This is a genomic window from Brevibacillus laterosporus DSM 25, from assembly GCF_002706795.1.
Taxonomy (GTDB): domain Bacteria; phylum Bacillota; class Bacilli; order Brevibacillales; family Brevibacillaceae; genus Brevibacillus_B; species Brevibacillus_B laterosporus.
The window spans coordinates 1879002-1891728 of record NZ_CP017705.1; the positions used below are offsets into that span (position 1 = coordinate 1879002).

Genomic DNA, 12727 nt, shown 5'->3' on the forward strand with positions numbered 1-12727 from the left:
CTCCCCTCATGTGCATATGACTATTTTATGCGCCAATCTAAAAAAAATGACGGGGGATTAACCCGCCGTCGTTGATGTTGTATATGTTTTACCTTTTGATGTCTTTGAAGGGTTGATGCTATCAAGGCCTTGTAAAAATTCCTCGTTCGTTTTAGAATCGCCTAATTTTTTCAAGAAAGTTTCCACAAAATCATGACTTTCGCTCATGTTCTTACGAATTAACCACAGCTTATCCAATTCTTCTTTGGACAAAAGCATTTCTTCCCGACGTGTACCAGATCGTCTAATATCGATAGCTGGGAATATTCGGCGCTCTGCCAATTTACGATCCAAATGCAATTCCATATTGCCTGTCCCTTTAAACTCTTCATAAATAACGTCGTCCATACGTGACCCAGTTTCCACCAAAGCAGTAGCCAAAATTGTTAAGCTACCACCCTCTTCAACATTACGAGCCGAACCGAAGAATCTTTTCGGGCGATGGAAGGCTGCAGGATCAATACCACCAGACAGCGTACGGCCACTTGGAGGAATTACCAAGTTATAGGCACGGGCCAAACGGGTAATGGAATCTAAGAGAATGACAACATCCTTCTTATGCTCTACTAAGCGTTTTGCTCGTTCCAAAACCAGTTCTGCAACTTTAATGTGGTTCTCCGGTACCTCGTCAAAGGTAGAAGCAATAACCTCACCTTTAACAGAGCGTTGCATATCTGTTACTTCCTCTGGACGCTCATCAATAAGCAAAACAAATAGATGAATATCTGGGTTATTAGCAGAAATGCTATTAGCAATTTCCTTTAGCAACATCGTCTTACCAGCCTTAGGTGGCGCTACAATCAATCCGCGCTGTCCCAGACCAACAGGTGCTATCATATCCATCAACCGAACAGAAAGCTTAGTAGGTGACGTTTCCAACGCAAGTTTTTCTTGAGGATACAGCGGTGTTAAGGCGGGGAAATGCAGTCTTTCGGATGCCATCTCAGGGTCTTGACCGTTAACAGCTTCTACTTGCAATAATCCGAAGTAACGTTCTGTTTCTTTCGGCGCTCTTGCTTTTCCTGATACTAAATCTCCATTCCTTAAATCAAAACGTCGAATTTGGGACTGGGAAATATAAATATCTTCGGGGCTAGGTAAATAATTGATAGGGCGAAGGAAACCAAACCCTTCCGGTAAGATTTCCAACACACCTTCCATAAACATAAGCCCATCTCGCTCAGCCTGAGCTCGTAATATGGCAAAGATTAATTCTTTCTTTTTAAGTTGTGAGTAATAAGGAATTTGAAAGTCTTTTGCCAACTTATACAAATCGGTTAATTTCTTTTCTTCTAATTCTGATAAAAGCACGTATTATTCCACCACTCTTTGCACTTTCTACTATTATTATTTCCTAAAAATTACCTATAATACTAAGCCAGGTTTCTTTTCTAAGCGGTGGTTACCTTCAATGAAACGAATCGTTCCAGTCTTGGCCCTCATTACCACAGAATGTGTTGTCGCTCTCATTCCCTGAAAACGAACACCTCGTAGCAATTCTCCATCCGTAACACCCGTAGCTGCAAAAATGGCATCGTCTCCTTTAACCAACTGATCCATATGCAAAACCTGGTGCGGGTTAGTTAGGCCCATCTTCAAACATCGTTGCAATTCTTCATCATTCTGAGGCAATAACTTGCCCTGAATTTCTCCACCTAAACATTTTAGAGCTACCGCTGCTAAAACCCCTTCAGGAGCTCCACCTGATCCAAAAAGAATATCCACACCTGTATCAGGAAAGGCAGTATTAATCGCTGCCGCTACATCTCCATCAGGAATTAATTTTATACGCGCTCCAGCTGCACGAATCTCTTCAATAATGCGACTGTGCCGATCCCTATCTAGCACACAGGCAACCAGATCGCTCATATCTTTTCCATTAGCTAAAGCGACTGCTTTTAAATTATCACGTATTGGAGCATCAATGTCTACTTTCCCTACTGCATTGGGGCCTACCGCAATTTTTTCCATGTACATGTCAGGTGCATGCAATAAATTGCCTCTATCAGCAATCGCAATGACAGAGATAGCATTCCATGTACCTTTGGCTACTATGTTAGTACCCTCAAGTGGATCAACTGCAACATCTACGAAAGGTGGCACTCCCTGACCTAATCTTTCCCCAATGTAGAGCATAGGCGCTTCATCCATTTCGCCTTCCCCTATTACTACAACACCATCCATGGGTATATTTTCAAATTCAGATCGCATCGCTTGCGTTGCTGCCCCATCTGCTTCATCCTTTTTACCCGTACCCATCCATCTTGCGGAAGCCAAAGCGGCCGCTTCCGTTACACGAACCAATTCAAGTGTGAGACTGCGCTCCATCTCGATTGTCCTCCTCATTTTTGTTCGGCTTCATGCAGCTTTTCTCGCGTAACTCTGGCACCAAGATTTTGAAGTTTCTGTACCAAATTTTCATAACCTCTGTCGATATGTCCAAGTCCCTCAACTTCTGTAGTTCCTTGTGCAAGTAAGCCTGCTATTACTAAAGCTGCTCCCGCTCGTAAATCAGAAGCTACTACCTTTGCGCCCATCAATTTAGAGGGTCCCTCCAACACAGCGGATCGCCCTTCAATTTTTAGTGTTGCTCCCATGCGCCTCAATTCGTCTGCATGCCGGAACCTAGCACTATATATATTATCAGTGACAATACTTGTTCCTTTTGATTGTGTTAATAATGTGGTCATAGGTTGTTGTAAGTCAGTAGGAAATCCAGGATATGGACTTGTTTTAATGTCGACTGCACGATAATTTTTATGTCCGATGACTCGGATTGTATCGTCACCTTCGATTATTTCCACACCTATTTCACGAAGTTTAGCCGAAACGGGTTCCATGTGCTTCGAAATAACATTTTCTAACGTCACATCTCCACCGGTTGCAGCAGCAGCAATCATATACGTTCCGGCTTCGATACGGTCTGGTATTATAGTATGTCGGCAACCGCGCAATTTGTCTACACCTTGAATACGAATTACATCTGTTCCCGCACCAGATATCTTAGCACCCATATTGTTTAATAATGTTGCTACGTCTACAATCTCTGGTTCATGTGCAGCGTTTTCAATTGTTGTGATTCCTTCCGCATAGACCGCAGCCAACATGATGTTAATAGTAGCGCCTACACTAACCAAATCCATATAAATACGTGCGCCCTTCAAACGCTCCGCACGAATAATCATAACACCTTTTCGATTTTCAACAACTGCACCAAGGGCTTCAAAACCTTTTATATGCAAATCAACCGGTCTTGGTCCTAAATCACAGCCACCTGGCAATCCAATTTGAGCTTCTTTAAACTTGCCAAGCAGTGCACCCCATAAATAATAAGAAGCACGTAATTTTTTTACCTTACCATTCGGCATAAATGTTTCTGAGATAGGACGTCCATCAACTTCTATCCAATCATCCTCAAACAAAACATCTGCCCCCATCTCCCGAAGGAGCTCTACATATACTTCCACATCCTCAATATGTGGCAAATTCTCAATGACAACAGGTCCGTCAGCGAGAATCGCAGCGGGAATTAACGCAACAGCACTATTCTTTGCACCGCTAATCCCTACTTTTCCACACAATGGGATTCCACCCTGTATTAGCAATTTATCCATACATTTAATCTCCCTAAATGATGTTCTTGCACCTATTCAGAATATACCCTCTATTGCAGATAGTCTAGTCCTTCATGTTTTGCAGGCTGTAAATCAACCTTATTATCATTACATGTTTAATGGGCAAAAAGAGAAAACGAGGATAGAAGAGGTCATTAAGGTAAAGAAGCACCTTCTCCACTGGAAAAGGTGCTCTTCGGTTTAAATTACTTTTGCATATTTTCCCAATCGGCAAGGAATTTCTCAATCCCACTGCTAGTTAAAGGATGCTGCAAGAGTTGTTTAAATACTTTATGAGGAATGGTGGCAATATCCGCCCCAAGCTTTGCAGCCTCCGTCACATGTAAAGGATGACGAATACTTGCTGCAATAATTTCCGTTTCTATGTCATGGACAGCAAAGATTTCTGTGATGTCTGCGATGAGTTGCATGCCGTCGTAGCCAATATCATCCAGTCTGCCAAGGAACGGAGATACATAAGTAGCCCCTGCTCTTGCAGCCATCAATGCTTGGTTCGCGTTAAAAACTAATGTTACATTGGTTTTAATTTTGCGTTTTGAGAAAATCTTTACAGCTTTTAGCCCTTCTTCTGTCATCGGCACCTTAATGACGATGTTTTTCGATAGACTAGCCAGTTTTTCTCCTTCTTCGATCATACCTTTTGCATCAATGCTAATAACTTCTGCACTGATAGGACCATCTACAATATCAAGAATCTCTTTTAATGTTTCGATGAAATCGCGGCCTTCCTTGGCTACTAGAGATGGATTGGTGGTTACGCCAGAAACGACTCCCCACTCATGAATCTCCCGAATTTCATCAACATTCGCTGTGTCTATGAAGAAACGCATGGGTACCCTCCTGAATTAGACGCGGTTATTACTTCCAAACAAACGAATTTTCTCGATAACAGTTTGCTTGATTGCCTCACGAGCAGGACCCATGTATTTACGAGGATCGATTTCGTTAGGTTTTTCAGCTAGTACTTTACGGATTGCAGCTGTGCAAGCAACTTGGTTTTCAGTGTTTACGTTGATTTTACCAGCACCGTGCAAGATAGCTTGACGGATCGCTTCGTCTGGTACACCAGATCCACCGTGCAATACGATTGGAGCGCCGATGTTTTTCACTACTTTTTCGATAATATCGAAATGGATTTTTGGTTCACCTTTGTACATACCATGAGCAGTACCTACAGCAATAGCTAGGTAGTCAACTTTAGTCTCTTCCCAGAAACGAATAGCTTCTTCTGGTTTTGCTAAGCTAGCATCTTCTTCAGCTACTTGTAGATCGTCTTCTACTCCGCCAATTGTACCTAGCTCACCCTCAACAGATACTCCTACAGCATGGGCAGCTTCTACAACTTGTTTAGTCAAACGGATGTTATCTTCGAAGGAATGGTGAGAACCATCGAACATAACAGAAGAGAATCCAGCTTGGATACATTTCATAACAACATCAAAGTTGCTACCATGATCCAAGTGTAGCGCAATTGGTACACCAGCAGTTTTAGCAGCGGCTTTAGCCATTGCTACTGTATACTCAATACCCATATAACGCATAGCACCTTCGGAAACTCCAAAGATTACAGGGGATTTCTCCTCCATAGCTGCTTCGGTAATCGCTTGCGTAAATTCTAGGTTGTTCAAATTGAATTGTCCAACAGCATACTTATTTTTCTTTGCGTCCTCAATAAAGGCGGTCATAGGTACTAATTGCATTTCGGTATGTCCTCCTAATCCTAACTCTCTGTATTTCACTACTTACAATACGGGGTTATTATACCACAACGACGCCTTTATTAACAGAGAACTTGTGACTAACTGACTAATTGTTGATTGACTACACAGCGTAATTCATCAATATCAAAAGGTTTGGTAAAATGAGTAAGCGCTCCCAGTTGCGTTGCTTCCTTAATCATATCTAGTTCACCATACGCAGTCATCATAATTACTTTAATATCTTTGTTTATCTTTTTAATGTGTTTTAAAATTTCTATGCCGTCCATTCGGGGAATCTTCATATCTAAAATGACGAGATCTGGAGACTCATTTTCGACGATTTCGAGTGCCTGTTTGCCGTTAGCCGCCTGGAAAGTGCAGTATCCTTCCTTACCCAATACCTCATATAGTAGGATGCGGATGCCGTACTGGTCATCCACGACTAGTACCTTCTTGTCCTGCATATTGCTTCCCCCTCGTTCCTTTGCTTCTAATTACTAAAATACGCCTTGACGGTCGGAAATCCTGCCACATTCCATCTTTATTTTTCCAGTAGATTGTAGCAAGCCTCTGAATTACATAATTTTCCTATAATTTCGTTACTTTTAACATTTGCTCACGGCTTTGATTAATGAAATCTCTTTCCTTGTTACAACAAGCTTCACGGCTCGTAACAAAAACAGGCTGTCGAGAAATTCGACAGCCTGTGGCTATTTATAAGATACTGCTATACTTATGTTTTATTACTGATGAGAAAGTAAGGCAGCTTTCACAAACTCACGGAATAATGGTTGAGGACGGTTCGGACGAGAAGTAAATTCCGGATGGAACTGAGCAGCTAAGAACCATGGATGCTCCTTCAGCTCAACCATCTCTACTAATTTACCGTCTGGCGTTGTACCGGAAATAACCAAACCTGCTTTTTCCAGTTGATCACGGTATTCATTATTTACTTCATAACGATGGCGGTGACGTTCATAAATCAACGTGCTACCATAAGCTTGCGCTGCCATTGTACCTTCTTTTGCTTTTGTTGGTCCAAGGCCAAGACGCATTGTACCACCTTTATCTTCAATATCCTTCTGTTCTGGCAATAGATCAATAACAGGATAGCTAGTGGAAGGATCAATTTCTGAGCTGTTCGCACCAGTTAGATGTAGCATATGACGAGCATATTCAATAACTGCTACTTGCATCCCTAGGCAAATCCCAAAGAATGGTATCTTATTCTCACGGGCGAAGCGAGTTGCAGTGATCTTTCCTTCAATTCCACGATCTCCAAAACCACCTGGAACTAAAATACCATGAACGTCTCCCAAAACTTCAGCTACATTTTCATCTGTAACCTCTTCAGAATTAACCCATTTAATTTCAATATCGGTATCATTAGCAAATCCAGCGTGATAAAGTGCTTCAGCTACTGACAGATACGCATCATGTAGCTCAACATATTTACCCACAATCGCAATGCGAGTATTATGATGTAAGCTTTTTACTTGTTCCACAAGTGCACTCCACTCGGTCATATCAGCCTGAGGGCAAGACAAACCAAAGTGTTTGCATACATAATCATCCAAACCTTGCTCTTGTAGCATTAGTGGTACTTCATACAACGTATCTGCATCACGACATTCAATTACGGCATTTTTATCAATATCGCAGAATAGAGCAAGCTTGTCCTTCATATCTTGAGAGAGCGGCTGTTCTGTTCTCGTTACGATCACATTTGGCTGAATTCCCAAGCTACGCAATTCTTTTACACTATGCTGCGTTGGCTTTGTCTTCATTTCACCGGCTGCACGAATGTACGGAATCAGTGTTACGTGGATATACATGACGTTGGAGACACCTACATCGCTCTTGATTTGACGAATCGCTTCAAGGAAAGGTAAGCTCTCAATGTCCCCTACTGTACCACCAATTTCAGTGATAACAACATCGGCATTCGTTTCACGACCAGCACGGAATACACGCTCTTTAATTTCATTGGTGATATGTGGAATAACTTGTACAGTACCACCCAAGTAATCCCCACGACGTTCTTTACTAATAACACTAGAATAAATCTTACCGGTTGTTACATTAGAATTAGCACTCAGGTTAATATCAATAAAACGCTCATAGTGGCCAAGATCCAAATCGGTTTCTGCACCATCATCAGTTACAAATACCTCACCATGTTGAAATGGACTCATTGTTCCTGGGTCAACATTTATATATGGATCAAATTTTTGAATAGTAACCTTGCATCCTCTGTTTTTAAGCAACCGTCCTAGTGAAGCAGCTGTAATCCCTTTACCTAGCGAGGAAACGACCCCACCTGTAACAAATATATACTTCGCCATATCGCCTACGTCCCCTCTTTTCCCTTATTTCAACATTTTTGATGAACAGTTATTAAGTAGGGTGCTACAAAAAGAAAAAACAAAAGCGGGGTCCTATCTCAACATCTCTGCTGAATAGGGGCGCTTTTGTTTGTTATTCTTTCATATATGACAAATCTTCATGTGAAGCCCAAAAAGTATTTTATAATGGGCAGAAATGAAAGTCAAGGATAAAGTCGTGAAAGTCGATAGTTGCTTACTTATCAGACTCCTGATCTTCTTCCTCTTCTCCCACGGTTTCTTCGTCTTCTTCAAAAAGATCCTCGTCCTCTAGATCTTCATCTTCTTCATCGATGTCTTCGATCTCATCATCAGAATCAACCTCTTCTTCATCAACAAAGTCTTCGTCTTCGTCTTCCTCTTCTTCCTCTTCAAACAGGGAGATATCATCTTCCTCTTCAAAGACTTCAGCAACATCATCATCTTCCATATCGAAGTCTTCAAAGTCGTCAACAACAGCAGCTTTTTTCTTTTTAACTCCGCCTTCTTGGCTTTCTTCAACTGCTTCCGTTGCGTACCAGCGTTTTAATCCCCATGTATTCTCACCGATACATACAAAACGACCATCGATATTTACTTCTGTATACACTTGAGCAATGACAGCCATCAATTGCTCTTCTGTCAGTTTACGCAAGATAGCAATTTCGTTCATTAGTTCACGGAAATTATTAGGGCGGTTTGTTTCTCTTAGGATTTCATAAGCGATATCAACCATCGCCATCTCTTGCAACTTCTCTTCATTATATTGCTGAAGTAATTTACTCAAGCAAGGCACGTCCTTTCAAACAAAACTTGGCTATCATACAGTATTCCCTATTTTATCCGAAAATGCAAGTGATTCAAACCCTACAAAAAGAAAAGCTTTTTTCATCTACATATCTCTACATTTACGTACGTATTCCTGATAAAATGTTTCGCACTACGATTCATCACACGTTACCTTCTTAAGAGCCTGCAAAAAGGTTGGAATCGTTTGGGCTCCGGTCACGATTAGACTGTGATTTATCACAAAAAATGGAACGGCCTTTACTTCATAATGTTCTGCTAATTCATAGTCTGATTGTAGATAGATTGCCATCCTACCACTCTGTAATTTTTCCTCAACCTCGTGTTTATCTAACCCAAAGATGTCAGCAATTTGTAATATAACTTCTATGTTTCCAATATCTAAACCTTCTTCAAAATATGCCCGCTGTAGGGTCTGTAGCATACTTGTTTGTTGAGCAAGTGGGGTCAGTTTTAAGAGAGAATGAGCTAGGTCAGGATGAGCGCGTATCTTTATTTGGTCAAAGCAAAAATGCAAGCCGATTTCCTGTCCCATAGCTGTTACGTATTCTAAGGCTTTACCTACTTGCTCTTTCCCCCCTAGCAGACGTTCCATATTTACTCGAAAGGGTACCCCTTCATTTGGTAAATAAGGATCAATAGTAAAGGCATGATAGTGAAGGGTTACTTCCTCTGCTTGCCACTCTTGGAGAGTACCCAGCAAAGAAGCAATACCTATGCGGCACCAAGGGCAAACAATGTCCTGAAAAATATGTATGTGCACGCGGAAACTTCCCCTTTCTCGACTGTAAAGCTCTAATTCCTTCCTAATTTAATTCGACGACGCCCTTCCAGACTGATATTGTCGAAAAATACTAAATCGATGAAAGCAACAGAAATACCCCAGAAGAATAGTAACTACTGGGGCATAATCCGTCTTACATATTACGTCGATATTGTCCGCCTACTTCATACAAGGCTCCCGTAATTTGACCAAGAGAAGCCACTTTTACCGTCTCCATTAATTCAGCAAATACATTCCCGCCTGTTAACGCAGCCTCTTGTAGCTTCTTTAAAGCTCCAGGAATTTGTTGTGCATGTCTTTGCTGAAAAGCACGCATATTATCAATTTGTTGTTGCTTTTCCGTATCTGTAGCCCTTGCCAACTCAATTTCATAGTCATCTTCAGAAGCATTTGGATTTAGGAAAGTGTTAACTCCAATGATCGGTAAATCACCTGAATGTTTCCTCATTTCGTAATACATTGACTCATCTTGAATCTTCCCTCGTTGATATTGTGTTTCCATGGCCCCTAATACTCCACCACGCATACTTAACCGTTCAAATTCTTGTAATACAGCTTCCTCTACTAAATCAGTCAGCTCTTCAATGATAAAAGCACCCTGCAACGGATTCTCATTTTTTGCCAATCCCAATTCTTTATTAATAATCATTTGAATTGCCATTGCCCTACGTACCGAATTTTCGGTAGGTGTCGTGATCGCTTCATCGTAGGCATTAGTGTGCAAAGAATTGCAGTTATCATAAATTGCTATAAGCGCTTGTAGCGTAGTGCGAATATCATTAAAGTCCATTTCTTGGGCATGTAAGGAGCGTCCAGATGTTTGGATGTGATACTTTAATTTTTGGCTACGCTCATTAGCACCATAACGCTTCTTCATAGTGATTGCCCAAATCCTACGAGCTACCCTTCCAATTACGGTATATTCAGGATCAAGTCCGTTAGAGAAGAAGAAAGATAGATTATGAGCAAATTCGTCAATTTTCATACCACGGCTTAAATAATACTCCACATAGGTAAAGCCATTTGCAAGTGTAAAAGCTAATTGTGTAATGGGATTAGCCCCTGCTTCAGCTATATGATAGCCTGAGATAGAAACAGAATAGTAATTACGTACTTTATTTTCTATAAAGTATGCTTGTATATCTCCCATCATACGAAGGGCAAACTCCGTAGAGAAAATGCAAGTATTTTGTCCCTGATCTTCTTTTAAAATATCTGCTTGCACTGTTCCCCGTACGTTCGAGAGAGTATAGGCTTTAACTTGCGAAAGCTCTTCTCCAGAAGGTTGACGTCCTTCTCTCTCTACGAATTTCTCTATCTGCTGTTCAATAGCTGTATTTAAAAACATAGCTAAAATCATTGGCGCAGGCCCATTAATCGTCATGGAAACAGAAGTGGAAGGGGCACAAAGATCAAAGCCCGCATACAGCTTTTTCATATCATCCAATGTACATATGCTTACTCCGCTGGTTCCGATCTTTCCATAAATGTCAGGCCTCTCATGAGGATCTTGGCCATATAGCGTCACACTATCAAATGCTGTGCTCAATCGTTTTGCATCATCATTTTTAGATAGGAAATGGAATCGTTTATTAGTACGCTCTGGCGACCCTTCTCCTGCAAATTGCCTACGTGGATCTTCTCCTTCTCTTTTAAAAGGAAAAACACCTGCGGTAAATGGAAATTCCCCTGGGACATTCTCTTTCATAGACCAAGATAGTAAATCCCCCCACTCATGGATGATGGGTGTGCTAATCTTGGGAATCCGTGATCCAGAAAGTGATGTAGAAAATAACTTTGTCACTATTTCCTTATCGCGAATTTTTGTGACAAACTGATCCTGTTTATACAATTCTTTTTGTTTTGGCCAGTTTTCCAGCCACTTTTTTGATTCGGGATGCAATTTCTCTTCAAATAATGTAATTTGAGAAGCTACTTGAGCAAGCACTGCTTCGTCTGCGCCCTGCTCTGCTAAAACTTTGTAAGCTCCATTAAGTTGATACAGTTTACGCGCATAGCCTGCCTGCTCTTCACTAAACTTGTGATAATTCCGTACTGTATTAGCTATGTCCTGAAGATACGTAATTTTTTCAGATGGAATGAGTGGTGGTTTATGAGCTAAGATCGGCATTGGGTCCAGATGCTCTACATCCCAATCAAGCTGCTTTTTCTGAACGACCGCTCGCATCAAGGCCGCAAAAAGAGCATTGGTGCCTGGATCGTTAAACTGACTTGCAATCGTGCCATAGATCGGTAGCTTTTCATCTTCCACTTCAAATAATTGATGATTACGACGATACTGCTTTCTTACTTCACGTAAAGCGTCCTCTGAGCCTTTTCGCTCAAATTTGTTAATGGACACCAAATCGGCAAAATCAAGCATATCAATTTTTTCTAACTGAGAAGGAGCACCGTATTCACTTGTCATTACATATAGTGACAAATCACAAAGCTCGCTGATGCGAGCATCCCCTTGTCCAATCCCGCTTGTTTCCACGATGACTAAATCAAAGCAAGCAGCCTTAGCTACCTGGATCGCATCTTGCAGTGCAAGAGACAATTCTGATCCCGATTGTCTAGTCGCTAAACTACGCATATAAACACGTGGCGTGTTATTTGCGTTCATTCGAATTCGGTCACCTAAAAGTGCACCACCTGTTTTTTGTTTAGATGGATCTATCGACAGAATGGCAATTGTCTTTTCGGGATACGTATATAAAAAACGCCGAACTAATTCATCTGTTAACGAGCTTTTACCTGCTCCACCTGTGCCTGTAATACCCACGACAGGCACATCACTAGTTAGACTAGCTAGTGTATCTCTAACCTGATTGAACCATTTATGATCGACAACATCATACTCCGCCAACGTAATTAAGCGAGCAACCGCCTGGATATTCTTTTCCTGTAACAAATCCACTTCCGCTTGCAGGGAAGCCATTGTCGGATAGTCACATTCACGAATCATCATGTTAATCATACCTTGAAGCCCTAGTTCCCTGCCATCATCTGGTGAGAACAGCTTAGCTACACCATATTCCTCTAATTCACGAATTTCTCGAGGAACGATTACGCCACCACCTCCGCCATACACGCGAATATGACCGGCCCCACGTTCTCGTAGTAAATCAACCATATATTTAAAAAATTCGACATGCCCACCTTGGTAGGAGCTGATGGCAATTCCTTGCACATCCTCCTGAATAGCAGCATCAACAATCTCCATGACAGAGCGGTTGTGACCCAAATGAATCACTTCCGCTCCAGAGGATTGCAATATTCGACGCATAATATTTATGGAAGCATCATGTCCGTCATAGAGACTCGCTGCTGTTACAAAACGTATCTTATTAGTTGGACGATAGACCTCTGTTATCACCTTGACAGCCTCCCCTTATC

10 protein-coding genes are annotated in these 12727 nt (G+C 41.5%); all 10 read right to left on the reverse strand.

Annotated elements, in window-relative coordinates:
• Positions 1-57 precede the first annotated feature (57 nt).
• Positions 58-1350 (reverse strand): transcription termination factor Rho, encoded by a 1293-nt coding sequence (gene rho / locus BrL25_RS09025; RefSeq protein WP_018669717.1) that lies wholly within the window; start codon positions 1348-1350, stop codon positions 58-60.
• Positions 1351-1404: 54 nt separating this feature from the next.
• The gene (glpX, locus tag BrL25_RS09030; protein ID WP_018669716.1) at positions 1405-2367 is read right to left on the reverse strand and encodes a class II fructose-bisphosphatase; all 963 of its coding nucleotides are present in this window, start codon (positions 2365-2367) and stop codon (positions 1405-1407) included.
• Positions 2368-2381: 14 nt separating this feature from the next.
• A complete protein-coding gene (locus tag BrL25_RS09035; RefSeq protein WP_018669715.1) occupies positions 2382-3653 on the reverse strand; it encodes a UDP-N-acetylglucosamine 1-carboxyvinyltransferase in 1272 nt (423 codons plus the stop codon).
• Between the two features lie 206 nt (positions 3654-3859).
• Positions 3860-4504: a fructose-6-phosphate aldolase gene (gene fsa / locus BrL25_RS09040; RefSeq protein ID WP_018669714.1), complete on the reverse strand. Its 645-nt coding sequence runs from the start codon at positions 4502-4504 to the stop codon at positions 3860-3862.
• Positions 4505-4519: 15 nt separating this feature from the next.
• Entirely contained in the window at positions 4520-5374 is an 855-nt protein-coding gene (gene fba / locus BrL25_RS09045; protein ID WP_018669713.1) for a class II fructose-1,6-bisphosphate aldolase, read from the reverse strand.
• A gap of 98 nt (positions 5375-5472) precedes the next feature.
• On the reverse strand, positions 5473-5838 hold the full coding sequence (locus BrL25_RS09050) for a response regulator (RefSeq protein WP_018669712.1): 366 nt from the start codon (positions 5836-5838) through the stop codon (positions 5473-5475).
• Positions 5839-6117: 279 nt separating this feature from the next.
• The gene (locus tag BrL25_RS09055; protein ID WP_018669711.1) at positions 6118-7719 is read right to left on the reverse strand and encodes a CTP synthase; all 1602 of its coding nucleotides are present in this window, start codon (positions 7717-7719) and stop codon (positions 6118-6120) included.
• A gap of 235 nt (positions 7720-7954) precedes the next feature.
• The gene (gene rpoE, locus BrL25_RS09060; RefSeq protein WP_018669710.1) at positions 7955-8524 is read right to left on the reverse strand and encodes a DNA-directed RNA polymerase subunit delta; all 570 of its coding nucleotides are present in this window, start codon (positions 8522-8524) and stop codon (positions 7955-7957) included.
• A gap of 153 nt (positions 8525-8677) precedes the next feature.
• Positions 8678-9307, reverse strand: a complete 630-nt coding sequence (locus BrL25_RS09065) for a DsbA family oxidoreductase (protein ID WP_018669709.1) — start codon at positions 9305-9307, stop codon at positions 8678-8680.
• Between the two features lie 154 nt (positions 9308-9461).
• The gene (gene icmF, locus BrL25_RS09070) at positions 9462-12707 is read right to left on the reverse strand and encodes a fused isobutyryl-CoA mutase/GTPase IcmF (RefSeq protein WP_018669708.1); all 3246 of its coding nucleotides are present in this window, start codon (positions 12705-12707) and stop codon (positions 9462-9464) included.
• Between the last annotated feature and the right edge of the window lie 20 nt (positions 12708-12727).